We start from the raw sequence: 14,469 nt of genomic DNA, 5'->3' as shown, positions 1-14,469 counted from the left end.
TCGTTGGTCGAACCGCCGGGTGTGCACCATTGAAAGGCTCTTGTAGTGAAACGTCCACTCCGCGGCGCCCTCTCCACGGTCGCGCTCCTGTCCGGCCTGGCGCTCGTCGCCTCTTCCTGCGGGTTCGGCGGTAGCAAGTCCGACTCCAACGACCCGAACACCCTGACCTTCCTGGCGCCGATCTACAGCGACGGCACCAAGTCGGAGTGGGACAAGATCATCTCCGACTTCGAGAAGGCGAACCCGAGCATCAAGGTGAACCTGCAGATGGAGTCGTGGACCGACATCCCGAATGTCGTGCGCACCGACCTGCAGAACGAGTCGAGCACCCCGGACATCCTGAACATCGACGCGTACTCGACCTACGCCTCGGACGGCAAGCTCTATCCTGCCAACCAGATCGTCGACAATTCCGTTCTCAGTGATCTGCAGCCGAGCTTCATCAAGAACGCGTCGATGAACGGCACCCAGTGGGCGCTGCCGCTGTTCGCCTCCACGCGCACCCTGTTCTACAACACCGACCTGTTCACCAAGGCCGGCATCGCCGCGCCGCCCAAGACGTGGGCCGAGCTGACCGACGACGCGAAGAAGATCCAGGCCCTCGGCGGCGGCGTCTCCGGCTACGGCCTGCCGCTGGGCAGCGAGGAGACCCAGGCCGAGACCTCGCTGTGGACCTTCGGCGCGGGCGGCAACTGGTCCGACGGCACCAACATCACCATCGACACCCCGCAGAACGTCGCGGGCGTGCAGGCGATCAAGGCACTCGCCAGTGCCGGTGTGACGCAACCGAATCCGGGCGCAACAAACCGTACCCCGCTGATCAACACCTTCATCCAGGGCCAGCTCGGCATGATCGAGGGCCTGCCGCCGGTGATCAGCATGATCCAGCAGAAGAACCCGGGCCTGAAGTACGCCACCGCGCCGACCCCGACCCAGGACGGCACACCCGTCACTCTCGGCGTCGCCGATCACCTGATGGCGTTCAAGAAGAAGGTCGACAAGACCGCCGCGATCAAGAAGTTCCTCGATTTCTTCTACCAGGGCGCCACCTACGCCTCGTTCGTGAAGGCCGAGCACTTCATCCCGGTCACCACCTCCGGCGCGCAGGCCATGTCCGATGACCCGGTGGTCAAGGCCTTCGGCGCCACCCTGCCGACCGCCAAGTTCTACCCGAGCAACAACCCGAAGTGGGCCGCGGCCGAGGGCGCGATGAAGCAGCAGCTGGGCACCGTCACCACCGGCGCCGATCCCGCGACGGTCCTGAAGTCGATTCAGCAGGCGGCGAGTTGAGGGGCGCCGCCGGCGTAAGGACCGGTCACCGATCCACGGCAACGCTGCGCGCGCTGCCGTGGGTCGGCCCGGCCCTGGTCCTGATCGCCGTGATCGTCGCGTTCCCCGCGGCATACATGATCTGGACCTCGACCCGCAGGCTCACCTCCTACGGCCAGGACCAGGGATCCGCGGGGCTGGGCAACTTCCGAACCCTGTTCGCGCGGCCCGAATTGGGCAGCGTGCTGGGCCACACGATCGTCTGGGTGATCGCGGTCGTGCTGATCACCCTGGTGCTGTCCACGGCGCTGGCCCAATTCCTGAACAAGAACTTCCCCGGGCGCACCGCGGTCCGGATGTCGATCCTGGTGCCGTGGGCGGCCTCGGTGGTGATGACCACGACGGTCTTCTCGTACATGCTCGACCCGGACGTGGGCATCGCCAACAAGTTCCTGGTCGACATCGGCGTCCTGCACCGCGGTTTCGGGTTCACCAAGGAGGCGGGCCCGGCGTTCGTCACCGCGATCGCGGTCGCGGTGTTCGTCTCCATCCCGTTCACCACGTACACGATTCTCGCCGGACTGCAGTCGATTCCGGCCGAGCTGAACGAGGCGGGCCGGGTCGACGGCGCCAGCGCGTGGCAGCGCTACCGCTACCTGACGCTGCCGCAGTTGCGTCCGGCGATCGCGGTGGCGACGATCATCAACATCATCAACGTGTTCAACTCCCTGCCGATCCTGCAGGTGCTGACCGGTAGCATCGCGGGCTTCTCGGCGGACACCACAACCACGTTGACGTTCAAGCTGATTCAGCAGAATCAACAGCTGGACACCGCGGCCGCCCTGAGCGTCCTGAACTTCGTCCTGATCGTGGTGATCATCGCGATCTATGTGAAACTGATCCGCCCGACCGGTGAGGAGGCACGATGACAGCGATACGCCCCAGGCGCCGTTGGGATCTCACGCTCGTCGGCATCGTGATCGCCGCGATCTTCCTGATCCCGTATCTGGTGATGGTGATCGGCTCGCTCAAGCCGCGTTCGGAGATCCTGCACATCCCGCCGAGTTACCTTCCGCACCACTGGAGTCCGGACAACTACGCCACCATGTGGCACACCCCCGAGACGCCGCTGCCGTACAACATGGTCAGCACCATCGTGATCTCGGTGGCCGCCACCGTGATCGTGCTGCTGGTGGCGATCCCGGCCGGGTATTACACCGCGCGGCGGCGCTTTCCGGGCAAGCTGGCCTTCCTCGGACTGGTGCTGGTCACCCAGATGCTGCAGCCGGTGGTGCTGGTGACCGGCCTCATCCGGGAGTTCTTCGCGCTGGGCATCAACGACACCTGGCTCGCGATGATCCTGGTCAACGCCGCATTCAATCTGTCCTTCGCGGTGTGGATCCTGCACAGCTTCTTCGCCTCGGTGCCGGTCGAGATCGAAGAGGCCGCCCAGCTGGACGGGCTCAACCGGATTCAGATTCTGACCCGGGTGAGCCTGCCGCTGGTCTGGCCGGGCATCGTCACCGCGACGATCTTCGCGTTCGTGTCGTGCTGGAACGAATTCGCCGCCAGTCTCGTCATTTTGACCACGCCGGAGAATCAGCCGCTGTCGGTGGCGCTGACGAAGTTCATCGGGCAGTACGACACGGCTTGGCAGTACGTGTTCGGCATCTCTACTGTCGGCGTCGTGCCTGTCGTCATCCTGTTCGCATTCATCGAAAAGCGCCTGGTCGCCGGACTGACCGCCGGTAGCGTGAAATGACCGTCCCCGCGGATCGATCACTGCGCTGGAACCGGCTGCTGGAACTGCTCGCCGAGTCCGGGCGGCTGTCGGTGGAGGAGGCCGCCGAACGACTGGCGGTCTCCCCCGCCACCATTCGCCGCGACTTCACCTCGCTGGCCGATCAGCAGCTGGCCACCCGCACGCACGGCGGCATCGTCGCGACGTCGGTCGCCTACGATCTGCCCGCGCGCTATCGCGGCACCGGCGACGAGGCCAAGCAGCGGGTCGCCGAACACGCCGCGGCCCTGGTCAATCCGACGGAGGTGGTGGGCCTGAACGGCGGCACCACCACCACGGCCGTGGCGCGCGCGCTGGCCGGGCGCCCGGATCTGCCGACGTCGGCGGACAATCCGATGACCATCGTCACCAATGCGCTGAACATCGCGGGCGAGCTGGTGCTGCGCCCGCACCTGCGCACCATCTGCATCGGCGGGCAGGCCCGGCGGGAGTCCTATGAGCTGCACGGCCCGATGGCCGAGCGCGCGATGTCCCAATTACATTTGGACACACTGATTCTCGGCGTCAACGCGATCACCGCGGCGGGCGGCGCCCAGGGCCGTCACCTCGACGAGTCCGGCGTCAACGCCGAGATGGTGCGTCGCGCCGACCGGGTCATCGTCGTGGCCACCGCCGAGAAGCTCGAGCGCACCGCGCTGGCCCAGATCTGCCCGACCGAGGACATCGACATCCTGGTCATCGATTCCGCCGCCGACCCGGACGCGATCGCGGCCATCCGCGAGGCGGGCGTCCGGGTGGATCTGGTCTGAGCGCGCCACCGACCTTCGTTGCCGTTCAGAAACATTGGGCGTGCAGGATGATCCGACGTGGAACCACTCCCACCAAAGAACCTGCTGCTGGACGCCTGCCGGGGCCTGCCGGATGAGGAGCACCTGGTGCTCAGATCCGCCTGCCGGCTCGCCGAGCTGCACGAGCAGCGGCTCGACGCGGCCACCCGCACGGTCACCGATATCGATCGGCACAGAGCGCACCTGGTGCACGACATCGACCGGTGGGTGGCCCGGGAGTTACCGCACGCCCACCGGGGTGTGCGACTGCACACCGAGACGGTGGGCACGGTGATCGACCGGCTGGCGCAGTTCTCGGCGCTGGCCTATCTCGCGCTGACCAGTTCCCCGGAGTGGGTCATCAACGATGCGTGGCGCCGGCTGACCGAACTCGCCGTCGCCTACGACGACCTGGCGGCCGAGGTGACCGCGGGCAGATGCCGGCTTCCCGATCTGAGCGACCACCACGAGTACGAGGCCTAGCGGCGCGCACCGGCGGCCCGGAAGCGCCGCCATATGACACAGAGAAATGCTGCCGGCGCCGCGCGCAAAGTGCTACGACGCCGGCAGCGGGAAAATGGCCTGTCCCCCAGACCCGATTCTGCCGCGGCAACAGCGGCCCGACCACTGAATTCGCCTGAGAGCACCCTAATAGTTACCTCCGCAAACAAAGGCGGGAGACGCCGAACGGCGGCGCTGGCGAGGGAAGTTTCAGCGCCGCCGATGGCTAGGGATGACGGATCAGGGCAGTTGATCCGTGCCGGTCGACCCGACATCACTGATCCTGCGCCCCTTACCTCGAGAAGCACCGCGATAAATCTGTGAACTCTCTGTCAGAGACCTGATCTTTCTTGCGACCCCTCTAAGCAATCACTCAGCTATATCAGTCGATCGGCTATATTGTGTCGCGGCCGCTGCATGGGGGAGCGGCGGAATCGACGTCGCGTCCTGTTCTGTTCGGGTAACAACTCACAGGTAGGTGCATCTTGCAACGACTGCGTGCCACCGTATTCGCCGTACTGACCAGCTGCGTGCTATCGGTCGAGGCGGTGACCGGCGCCGCAGTGGCCGATCCCGGTAAGACGCCTCCCCCGGCGAACTCCGGATCGGCCGACCCGCCAACGCATTCCGATCCGGGACCGACCGCCCTACAGGAGTGGATCAATACCCATATTCCGTCGCCGTCCGAAGTGCTCCCCCATGCTCCCGCCGATAAGAATGGTCTTCCGCCGGATCTGGCAACACTGTGGCATGCGATCCAATCCAGCCCGACCGGCGATCCGCTCTTCGATAATTCCCCCGCGGACCTGGCGCGGTACCGGCCCGGCGACATCATCGAATCGCGGGATGTGACCTGGCCGGCGGTACCGATGGTGCTGACATCGGTAATGTCGCTGTTTCAGCGGGCCGTACTGCTGAAGTTCCGCACCACCGACGCCAACGGCGCGCCCTCGTTCGGCACCGCGACGCTGCTGGTGCCCTTCAACCCGTGGACCGGGCCGGGCGCCCGGCCCGTGGTACTGAACGCGACACCGATCAATGCGCTCAATCGGCGCTGCACTCCGGGATATGTGCTGTCGCACGGATACAGCCTGGACGCGGTCAATGGCAACGACTTCGTGCCGTCACCCACCATGTGGGCCGTCAGCCAGAACTACGCGGTGGTGATACCGGACCACGAGGGCGCCCTGATGTCGTACGCCGAGCCGACGGTCGCCGGTCATACGATGCTCGACACCGTCCGCGCGGTCCGGAACGTGATGCCGGATCAGTTCGGCGCGAGCCGTTTCGCCATGACCGGCTATTCGGGCGGCGCGATCGCCACACACGCCGCGGCGATGCTGATCGACGAGTACGCCCCGGAATTGAAGCCGCAGTTGGCCGGAGCCGTGATGGGCGGCCTGGCCACCGACTACAAGTCCTTCGCTCGCACCTATGACGGCACGTATGTGTCGGGATTGCTGATGACCATCGCCCTCGCGATGGCCCGCGAACACCCCGAGATGCTCGGCCGCATGAATCACCTGGGGCAGTGGGCGGCAATCTCGCCGTACAAAGAGGTATGCAGCTCCCATATGGCGACGCTCGGAGTGTTCGGCATACCGTTCGAGGCGCTGGCCAACAACGCCAACCCGCTCTACACCGAATTCGCCGAGAAGATGTTCCAGCGCCTCAGCCTGAAAGACCGCAAGGCCGGGATGCCCCTCTACATCTACAACGGCACGCACGACATCTGGATGTCCGCCACGGGCGCCGAGGAGCTTTACGACAAACAATGCGCGCTCGGCGTACAGGCGGTGAAGAACATCGTGGGCGGCGAACACATACTCGCCTACTTCGGCGGGTACCTGGCGGCGATGGATTGGATGGGGCACCGCCTGCGGAACGAACCTGTACCCGGCGAATGCAATCCGGCACCATCGGGCTCGACGCCGCCCGCCCCCGGCGATGGGAGCGTGCACTAACCGGGAGGCAGGAGCGCCAGCACGGCGTCGATCGTGTCGGCGTCGGCGGCCTGCTTGTCCGGGCGGTAGCGCACCACACGGGCGAACCGTAGCGCCGCGCCGCCCGGATAACGCGGGCTGACCTGCACGCCGTCGAGCGCGATCTCGACGACCAGTTCAGGCCGCAGGTAGACCACGTGCCCGTCGCGCGCCCGCTCGTGCCGGGGAAATTCCTCGGTCTGCCAGGCCAGCAGCGCATCGGTGAGTCCCTTGAACGTCTTGCCGACCATGATCGGCTCGCCGCCCTCGGGATCGCGCGCGCCCAGGTGCAGATTGGACAGATAGCCCGTGCGGCGGCCGTAGCCCCATTCCGCGCCGAGCACGATCAGGTCCAGCGTGTGCGTGGGTTTGACCTTCTGCCAGGCGCGGCCCCGGCGGCCCGCGGCATAGGGCGCGGACAGCGACTTGATCACGATGCCCTCGTGCCCGAGCGCCAGAGCGGTATCGAAATACTCGGCCGCGGCCTCGGAATCGGGCGTGATGAGCGCCGGAATGCTGTGTTCCGCAGCGACTTTCGTCAGCGCGGTGCGGCGTTCCGAGAGCGGCGCGTCGAGTAGATCCACACCGTCCAGGTGCAGGCAGTCGAAGAAGTACGGGTGCAGCAGCAGATCCCGGCTCGAGGTGGGCGGCGCGGAGTCGGGGTCGACGGTTGCGAAGCGGCTCATCGTCTCCTGGAACGGCCGCGGACGACCGGAATCGGTCAGGGCGAGCGTTTCTCCATCGAGAACCACGCTCTCACAGGGCAGCTCGCCGACCAGCCGCACCAGCTCCGGCACCCCGGCGGTGATGTCGCGCAGCGTCCTGGTGAACACCCAGACCTGGGAACCCTTGCGGTGCACCTGAATTCGCGCACCGTCGAGCTTGTACTCCACGCTCGCCTCGCCCTCGAATTCGGCGAGCGCATCGTCCAGCGTGGCGCCCGGCGACGCGAGCATCGGCTGGATCGGCCGGCCGACCTCGAGCCGGAATCCGGCCAGGACCGCCGCTCCGCCGATCATGGCCGCGACCGCCGTCACCGGCAGCTGCCCCGAGAGCATGTAGGCCCGGCGCACCTGCTCGACCGGCACCTCGGCGGCGCGTGCCACGGCCTCGGCCACCAGCGCGGTCAGCGCGCCCTGGCGCAGCTCGCCGGTCAGCAGCCGCACCAGGAAATCCCGCTCCGGCGCGGTGGCCGCCCGCAGCAGGCCCGCCAACAGCTCGCGCCGCCGGGCCGCACTGCCCGCCCCGGCGGTACTCGCGAGCTTCCCGAGGGTGCCCTCGACTGTGACGACCGTCAGCTCCGGTTCGGCGGCGGGCTCGGCCTCGACGGCGGCCAGCGTGCGCCAGCCGGTGCCGATCCGCCCCTGGGTGAGCTCGCCCGAGATCCACGCGACGACCTGGGCCAGCTCATCGGGCGCGGCCTCGGCCAACAATTGCGCTACGGCGGCGACCTTGAGCTTTCGCGAGGAGGTTGCGCGGACAACCTGTGATGCCTCGACTACCTGTGACAGCAACACGCACTCGACGGTAACGCGAGGGTGTGACAAAAAGCTCACGACGGGTGCTAATCGGCTATTGGCACTGCTGTAAATCCTTTTTAAACTGGCGACATGGCCAAGACTTACGTTGGGGCGCGGCTTCGGCAGCTGCGTGCCGAACGGGGCATGAGCCAGGTCTCGCTCGCCAAGAAGCTGGAGATCTCGGCGAGCTACCTCAATCAGATCGAACACGATGTGCGCCCGCTCACCGTGCCGGTGCTGCTGCGCATCAGCGAGGTCTTCGGCGTCGACACCAGCTTCTTCTCCTCACAGGACGACACCCGCCTCATCGCCGAACTCCAGGAAGTGGCGATGGACACCGAGCTCGGCATCGAGGCCGACGCCCACGAGATTGCCGACATGGTCTCCGCGCACCCGAGCCTGGCGCGCGCGATGGTGAACATGCACCGCCGCTACCGCAATACGACCGCGCAGCTCGCGGCCGCGACCGAGGACCGCTTCGCCGACGGCAGCGGCTCGGGCGCGATCTCACGCCCGCACGAGGAGGTGCGCGACTTCTTCTATCAGCGGCAGAACTACATCCACGAATTGGACACCGCCGCAGAGGAACTCGCTACCCGGATGCGCTTCCACGGCGGGGATCTCAAGCGCGAGATCGCCAATCGCCTCAGCACCGCGCACGGCGTGCAGATCATCGAGCGCATCGACCTCGGCGAGGGTGTGCTGCACCGCTTCGACGCCGAATCCCGGCGGCTCGAGATCGCCCCGCACCTCTCGGGCGGGCAGCGGGTGTTCAAGCTCGCCGCCGAACTGGCCTATCTGGAATGCGGCGACCTGATCGACAAGCTGGTCGAGGAGGGCAATTTCGCCTCCGCGGACACCCGGATATTGGCAAAACTGGGTCTGGCCAATTACTTTGCCGCCGCCACGGTGCTGCCGTACACGAATTTCCATGAGGTGGCCGAGGATTTCCGCTACGACATCGAGCGGCTGTCGGCATTCTTCACCCAGAGCTACGAGACCATCTGCCACCGCCTCTCGACGCTGCAGCGGCCCAAGTTGCGCGGGGTGCCGTTCTCGTTCGTGCGGGTCGATCGCGCCGGGAACATGTCGAAACGCCAGTCCGCCACCGGATTTCACTTCTCGTCCTCGGGCGGCACCTGCCCGCTGTGGAACGTCTACGAGACGTTCGCCTACCCGGGCCGCATCCTGACCCAGATCGCGCAGATGCCCGACGGACGCAAATATCTGTGGATCGCGCGCACCGTCGAGCGCCGGGCCACCCGATACAACGAACCGAGCAAGACCTTCGCGATCGGCCTGGGCTGCGAGCTGCGCCACGCCGGGCGCGTGGTCTACGCCGACGGCCTGGATCTCAACGATCCCAAGGCCACCCCGATCGGCGCGGGCTGCCGCGTCTGCGAGCGGGCCAACTGCCCGCAGCGCGCGTTCCCGCCGCTGGGCAAGTCGCTGGACATCAGCGAGCACCGCAGCTCGATCTCGCCATACGTGTTGCGCTAGTTACTCTTTCGCGTCACTCCCGGCACACCGTTGGCCGGATTCCACCCCGATATCCCGGCCGGCATCGCGCGGGGACGACGGTTCGCACCGCGCGGCGGGATGACGGAAATTCGACCGCTCAGTGGTCGGTCTGAATGCGCAGCGTCGTGATCGTGCTGGCAAGACCCTCGTATTGGTTTGCCAGCAGCACGATTTCGATGAGGCGCTGCTCGTCGTAGTGGGCGGCCAGGGCCGACCAGGCCGCGTCGTCGATGCCACGGGTGAGCACGAGCTGATCGACCGCGGCGAGCAGCGCGCGCTCCTTGTCCGACCAGCCCGGAGCCTGCGGGCCCTCGCGCAGCCGGTCCAGGATTTCCAGGGTGACCCCGGCGCGCTTGCCCAGGCGGATGTGATGGTCGGTCTCGTACTCGCACTCGCGCAGGTGCGCCACGCGCAGGATCACCAGTTCGGTCTCGTAGCGGCGCAGCTTGCCGCCGGGCATCAGCCGCCCGGAGAAGTGCAGCCAGCCGCGGAACAGTCCGCCGGTCCGGCCCAATGTGCTGAACAGGTGGGCGTCGGGCGTACCGGCGGCACGCGAGAGCGCCTGCCACACCACCCAGTTCACGGGGCCGAGTTCGCGCAGGCGGCCCGGCTCGATACGTGGCTTCGTCGTCACCGTGCTCACGCTAACAGCACGCCGCGACCGATCGCCACAGGTTGTGTACAGGCGTGTTCACAGATGACTCCACAAATCACGCTTGCAGTTCGTGACACGAACTAATATGGTTCGTGGCACGAACTTATGGAAGAAGAGATATGAATCCGGATCCGCCGAATTCAACGGTCGCCGAACACCATCGGCACCCTGTTGTCCGTCACCACGCGCTCGAGCAGCGCCGCGAGCTGGGCGCGCTCGCGCGCGTTCAGGCCTCCGGGGAGTTCATCGATCCGACGGCAGGTCTCGTCGTAGAACCGCTCGGCCAGCTCCCGGCCCTCGGGCGTGAGCTCGATCCGGACCGCCCGGGCATCGTCGGGATCGGGCACCCGCCGCAGGAATCCGCGCTGCGCGGTGCGATCGACCAGGCCGGTCAGGCTCGACTTCGCCAGGCCCAGCACCGCACCCAGCTCGGTCATGCCGTAGGACTGCGACATCAGCACGCACAGCAGCTGCCCCTGCTGCGCGGTGATGCCGTATTCGCGGGCCGACTCGGTATAGACCGCACTGACCAGGAATGACGATCGCACCAACCCGGTGACGACGTCCATCCGCCCGCTCTTGCTCCCGCTCACCCGCCCAGAGTAACTGATTCGCATCACGAACTAAATGACAAAGGATCGACCATGACACAGCGCACCATCCGGTTCGGCACCAGCGTGAGCACCGCGGCCGCCGACGCGGCCCGATCGATCAGCCTGGCCGTGCAGGCCGACCGGCAGGGACTGGACCTGGTGACGGTCTCGGATCACCCCTACTTCGGCGCGCGCCTGGACGCCTATTCGATCATCGGCGTCGCGCTGGGCGCGACCAGCCGGATCTCCGGGCTGGTCAGCGTCACCAACCTGCCCAGCCGTCCCGCGCCGATGCTCTCGCGGACGGTCACCTCGCTGTCCACGCTCTCGGGCGGCCGCATCGTGCTGGGCATGGGCGCGGGCGGACTCTGGGACGACATCGCCAAGCTCGGCATCGCGAAGCTGACCCCCGGCGCCGCGGTGCGCGCGATGGCCGAGGGGATGCGGCTGGTGCGGTTGCTGTCCGGCGGCGGCACACCGGTCTCCTTCGAGGGCGAGTTCTATTCGGTGCACGATCTGGAACCGGCGGCCGCACCGGCGCCGCCGATCTGGACCGGTGCGGTCGGACCCAAATCCCTTGCGGTGACGGGTGAATTGGCCGACGGCTGGATTCCCGGGCACGCCGCGGACTGGCTCAGCGACCGTTTCCGCGAATCCCGCCCGATCATCGATGCGGCCGCCGAGGCCGCGGGCCGCTCACCCGCGGACGTCGCCACGGTGTACAACCTGCCCGGACGTATCACCGCCGAACCGCTGCCCCGCACCCGCGACGAGCAAGGCCGCTGGATCGGAGGGTCGGTGCGCCAGTGGATCGACGAGCTGACCGATGCCGTGGTCCACCACGACGCCGCGGGCTTCGTGCTCTTCGCGCCCGGCGGCGCCGAGCCGGATCCGGATACGTTGTCGCGCTGGGCCGAGGAGATCGTGCCCGCCGTGCGCGAGGCGATCGACGTTCCCTCGGCGAGTTGATCTCCAAGCGCCTGAATGATTTTCGATGAGCCGCGGCAGCCCGTCGTCTCCGAGGACGCCGGACGTATGCTCCGTGCGCGAGGAGACGTATCAGCCGCCGCGGTCATCCGAAATCGGCCGGCCTCGCGCGGGTGCGGCGCGAATGTCCAGGCTCGGGTGACTGGGAACCGGACACGGCTCGAGCGCTGCTCCCGACTCGGTGACCCCCGGACTTTCGGCGCTCGAGGCGAGCGCAGGAATGCCACGCCGGCCGATCCTTCCGAACCGGGCGCCGCTCGAGCATGGCGCCCTTCGCGGATCCTGGTGACTCCGTGCCTGGTCGCCGCTCGAGCCACACGGACGGCTCGGCCCGCATCCGGCGTCGCGGCGCCAGGGTTGAGCTGCGGTCTCCGGCACGATGTCGGACCACTCTGGTAACCATGGGCGTATGACGAACCTCGGTGCCGTACTCCTGCCACAGCAGCCCCCCGAGCGCCTGCGGGAGGTGGTGCGCGCGGCGGAGGGCGCCGGGCTCGAGGAGCTGTGGCTGTGGGAGGACTGCTTCCTGGCCGGTGGCATCTCCAGCGCGGCTGCCGCGCTGGCCTGGAGCGAGCGGCTGCGCGTGGGCGTCGGGGTGCTGCCGGTGCCGCTGCGCAATGTGGCGCTCACGGCCATGGAAATCGCCGCGGTGGAGCGCATGTTCGGCGGGCGCGCGATCTGGGGCGTGGGCCACGGCGTGCAGGACTGGATGGGCCAGGTCGGCGCGCGCGTCAGCTCCCCGCTCACGCTGCTGGGCGAATATCTCGCGGCTCTGCGCGGGCTGCTGACAGGCAAGCGAATCACCGTGCAGGGCCGCTACATTCAGCTCGACGACGTCGCGCTGGACTGGCCGCCCGCCGCCGCACCCGAGCTGCTGGCGGCGGCGACGGGCCCCCGCACGCTGGGGCTGGTCGGCGAGTGCGCCGACGGTGTCGTACTCACCTCCGCGACCTCGGTCGACGGGGTGCACGAGGCGGTCGAGACGGTCCGGAGATACCGCGCGGGCGTCGGACGCATGGGCGTTCCCCGCGTCGTCGTGTACGTGGCGACGGCGACCGGCCCCGGCGCGGCCGACCGCCTGCACGCGGATCTGGCCCGCCAGGGCCGCGAGGATCTGGCGGGCATCGGCGTCGCCGGGGATGCCCGGGCGATCGCCGATGCCGTCGTCCGCTACGCCGAGGCGGGTGCGGATACGGTCGTCCTGCAGCCCACCGAGGACGCCGACCCGCTGGATTTCGTCCGGTTCGTCGCCGAACAGGTCCGCCCGCTGGTCCCCGCCTGACCGCCGAACCGGCTGTCCCCGTGGCCAATTCGTGCTCGATGACACCTGCCCTGCGGGTCTCGTGCGAATCGTTCCCCGGGGCAGCCCGCCTGAAGGTGCCTCGTCACGGTGGGGCGTGGGTCCAGCGGCCGCGCGAAGTGCGGCTGCGCCGGATTATTGCGACAGGGCGGCGCGGTAGACCTCGGCGGGACCGGCGGCAGGGCGGCCGAGCAGCTTGGCGAGGTCGCCCGTGGCAACCTCGAGCAGGCCGTTGCTGATTCCGGTGTCGGCGTCGGCGAGGCCCTTCGCCAGGTGTTCCGGCAGTCCGGCGGTTTCCAGGGCCGCGACGTAGTCCGCCTCGGGCAGATCCTGATAGCGGACCGGCTTGCCGGACACCTGCGAAATCACCTGCGCCAGATCGGCATACGTGAATGCCTCGTCGCCGCCGAGTTCGTAGACCTGGCCCGCGTGCCCGTCGGTGGTGAGTACCACCGCGGCCGCCTCGGCGTAGTCGGCGCGCGCGGCGGCCGACACCCGGCCCTGCCCGGCGGCACCGTAGAGCACTCCGCCCTCGATCGCGGGCGCCAGCCCGCCCAGGTAGTTCTCCCAGTACCAGCCGTTGCGCAGCAGGGTGTGCGGCACGGTCGAGGCGGCCAGCGCGGCCTCGGTCCCGCGGTGCTCCTGCGCGAGGATCAGTGGGTTGTCGGTGGCGCGCGGAATGCTGGTGTACGCCACCAGTTGCACGCCGGCCCGCTCGGCGGCCCGGATCACGGTGGTGTGCTGCTCCACCCGCTTGCCAAATTCGTTGCCGGACACCAGCAGCAGCCGGTCTACCCCGGCCAGCGCACGATCGAATGCCTCGGCGTCGTCGTACGAGGCCTCGCGCACCTCCACGCCGCGCTCGGCCAGATCGGCCACCTTCGAACGATCCCGGACGATCGCGACGATCGGCCCGGCCTCGCGGCGCAGCAGCGCCTCGACGACGAGTCGGCCCAGCTGGCCACTGGCCCCGGTGACGGCGACGGTCATAACTACCTCCATGAGTATGTACGGAACATCTAGCACTAACTATTTGTTAGTGCATGATATTCCAGCACTACTGAGCGCTCCGTCACTACAGCGCAGATGGGTAGCATCACCTCATGGCAGTTGTCGATGGCGCCGCTCCCCACCCCGCGCGGCCGGGCCCCGCGGGCACGTCGGCGGACGACCACCCCGCGGACAGCGCCGATCCCACGCTGGAGGCCGACGTTTTCTCCCGCAACTGCACCTCGCGCCCGGTGCTGCAGAATGTCGCGAGCCGCTGGGGCGTGCTGGCGCTGGTCGCCCTGCTGGAGGGCCCCTATCGCTTCAACGCCCTGCGCCGCCGGGTCGACGGCGTCAGCGAGCGCATGCTCTCCCAGACCCTGCAAACCCTCGAGCGCGACGGCATGATCCACCGCGCGGTGCAGCAGTCCATCCCGCCGCACGTCGAGTACACCCTCACCCCGCTTGGCACCGAGGTCGCGGCGAAGCTGCACGAGCTGATCATGGTCCTGGAGTCCAACATCGATGACATCACCGAGGCCCAGGCCGCCTACCACCGCGAGTGAGCATCATCGAGGTCCGACCG

At 67.8% G+C, this 14,469-nt stretch carries 14 protein-coding genes; 10 read left to right on the top strand and 4 right to left on the bottom strand.

Features of this window, described 5'->3' with window-relative positions; genetic code table 11:
* The first annotated feature begins 45 nt into the window (after positions 1 to 45).
* The 6 genes from KO481_RS04145 to KO481_RS04120 all read left to right on the top strand — a co-directional run bounded on the left by KO481_RS04145 (position 46) and on the right by KO481_RS04120 (position 6,302).
* Positions 46 to 1,290, top strand: a complete 1,245-nt coding sequence (locus tag KO481_RS04145; RefSeq protein WP_215915533.1) for an extracellular solute-binding protein — start codon at positions 46 to 48, stop codon at positions 1,288 to 1,290.
* The gene (locus KO481_RS04140; RefSeq protein WP_245400257.1) at positions 1,287 to 2,198 is read left to right on the top strand and encodes a carbohydrate ABC transporter permease; all 912 of its coding nucleotides are present in this window, start codon (positions 1,287 to 1,289) and stop codon (positions 2,196 to 2,198) included. Before KO481_RS04145 ends, KO481_RS04140 begins: the two co-directional genes overlap by 4 nt.
* Positions 2,195 to 3,031, top strand: coding sequence for a carbohydrate ABC transporter permease (locus KO481_RS04135; RefSeq protein WP_215915532.1), 837 nt, complete (start codon positions 2,195 to 2,197; stop codon positions 3,029 to 3,031). The genes KO481_RS04140 and KO481_RS04135 overlap by 4 nt, the downstream gene beginning before the upstream one ends.
* Entirely contained in the window at positions 3,028 to 3,819 is a 792-nt protein-coding gene (locus KO481_RS04130; RefSeq protein WP_215915531.1) for a DeoR/GlpR family DNA-binding transcription regulator, read from the top strand. The genes KO481_RS04135 and KO481_RS04130 overlap by 4 nt, the downstream gene beginning before the upstream one ends.
* A 57-nt stretch (positions 3,820 to 3,876) precedes the next feature.
* Positions 3,877 to 4,320 (top strand): DUF4254 domain-containing protein, encoded by a 444-nt coding sequence (locus tag KO481_RS04125; RefSeq protein WP_215915530.1) that lies wholly within the window; start codon positions 3,877 to 3,879, stop codon positions 4,318 to 4,320.
* 503 nt (positions 4,321 to 4,823) lie between these two features.
* Complete coding sequence (locus KO481_RS04120) at positions 4,824 to 6,302, top strand: lipase family protein (RefSeq protein WP_215915529.1); 1,479 nt, start codon at positions 4,824 to 4,826, stop codon at positions 6,300 to 6,302.
* Here the strand turns inward: KO481_RS04120 and KO481_RS04115 are convergent.
* Entirely contained in the window at positions 6,299 to 7,837 is a 1,539-nt protein-coding gene (locus KO481_RS04115; RefSeq protein WP_215915528.1) for an ATP-dependent DNA ligase, read from the bottom strand. The two genes, KO481_RS04120 and KO481_RS04115, sit on opposite strands and share 4 nt — an antisense overlap.
* 93 nt (positions 7,838 to 7,930) lie before the next feature.
* Here KO481_RS04115 and ramB point away from each other — a divergent pair, with 93 nt between their 5' ends.
* Positions 7,931 to 9,340 carry an acetate metabolism transcriptional regulator RamB gene (ramB, locus tag KO481_RS04110; RefSeq protein WP_215915527.1) on the top strand — a complete coding sequence of 470 codons (1,410 nt, stop codon included), beginning with the start codon at positions 7,931 to 7,933 and terminating at the stop codon, positions 9,338 to 9,340.
* Between the two features lie 118 nt (positions 9,341 to 9,458).
* On the opposite strand, the gene KO481_RS04105 is transcribed toward ramB, so the two are convergent.
* Positions 9,459 to 9,995 (bottom strand): carboxymuconolactone decarboxylase family protein, encoded by a 537-nt coding sequence (locus tag KO481_RS04105; protein ID WP_215915526.1) that lies wholly within the window; start codon positions 9,993 to 9,995, stop codon positions 9,459 to 9,461.
* 161 nt (positions 9,996 to 10,156) lie between these two features.
* Positions 10,157 to 10,609, bottom strand: coding sequence for a MarR family winged helix-turn-helix transcriptional regulator (locus KO481_RS04100; RefSeq protein ID WP_215915525.1), 453 nt, complete (start codon positions 10,607 to 10,609; stop codon positions 10,157 to 10,159).
* Between the two features lie 51 nt (positions 10,610 to 10,660).
* Between KO481_RS04100 and KO481_RS04095 the strand changes: the two genes are divergently transcribed.
* Both KO481_RS04095 and KO481_RS04090 read left to right on the top strand, forming a co-directional pair.
* Positions 10,661 to 11,578, top strand: a complete 918-nt coding sequence (locus KO481_RS04095; RefSeq protein WP_215915524.1) for an LLM class flavin-dependent oxidoreductase — start codon at positions 10,661 to 10,663, stop codon at positions 11,576 to 11,578.
* A gap of 427 nt (positions 11,579 to 12,005) precedes the next feature.
* A complete protein-coding gene (locus KO481_RS04090) occupies positions 12,006 to 12,878 on the top strand; it encodes an LLM class flavin-dependent oxidoreductase (protein WP_215915523.1) in 873 nt (290 codons plus the stop codon).
* A gap of 153 nt (positions 12,879 to 13,031) precedes the next feature.
* Here the strand turns inward: KO481_RS04090 and KO481_RS04085 are convergent, their stop codons facing one another.
* Entirely contained in the window at positions 13,032 to 13,886 is an 855-nt protein-coding gene (locus KO481_RS04085; RefSeq protein ID WP_215915522.1) for an SDR family oxidoreductase, read from the bottom strand.
* A 113-nt stretch (positions 13,887 to 13,999) separates the two neighbouring features.
* Here KO481_RS04085 and KO481_RS04080 point away from each other — a divergent pair, with 113 nt between their 5' ends.
* Positions 14,000 to 14,449 carry a winged helix-turn-helix transcriptional regulator gene (locus KO481_RS04080; protein WP_215915521.1) on the top strand — a complete coding sequence of 150 codons (450 nt, stop codon included), beginning with the start codon at positions 14,000 to 14,002 and terminating at the stop codon, positions 14,447 to 14,449.
* The last annotated feature ends 20 nt before the right edge of the window (positions 14,450 to 14,469 follow it).

Origin of the sequence: Nocardia albiluteola, assembly GCF_018860155.1 — a bacterium.
Lineage (GTDB): Bacteria > Actinomycetota > Actinomycetes > Mycobacteriales > Mycobacteriaceae > Nocardia > Nocardia albiluteola.
This window is presented reverse-complemented; position numbering and strand designations above follow the sequence as displayed.

Excerpts from the sequence above, each read along its gene's own strand:
- ramB (WP_215915527.1), top strand. The coding sequence starts at position 7,931 with ATGGCCAAGACTTACGTTGGGGCGCGGCTTCGGCAGCTGCGTGCCGAA.
- KO481_RS04095 (WP_215915524.1), top strand. The coding sequence starts at position 10,661 with ATGACACAGCGCACCATCCGGTTCGGCACCAGCGTGAGCACCGCGGCC.
- KO481_RS04090 (WP_215915523.1), top strand. The coding sequence starts at position 12,006 with ATGACGAACCTCGGTGCCGTACTCCTGCCACAGCAGCCCCCCGAGCGC.
- KO481_RS04130 (WP_215915531.1), top strand. The coding sequence starts at position 3,028 with ATGACCGTCCCCGCGGATCGATCACTGCGCTGGAACCGGCTGCTGGAA.
- KO481_RS04080 (WP_215915521.1), top strand. The coding sequence starts at position 14,000 with ATGGCAGTTGTCGATGGCGCCGCTCCCCACCCCGCGCGGCCGGGCCCC.
- KO481_RS04085 (WP_215915522.1), bottom strand. The coding sequence starts at position 13,886 with ATGACCGTCGCCGTCACCGGGGCCAGTGGCCAGCTGGGCCGACTCGTC.
- KO481_RS04135 (WP_215915532.1), top strand. The coding sequence starts at position 2,195 with ATGACAGCGATACGCCCCAGGCGCCGTTGGGATCTCACGCTCGTCGGC.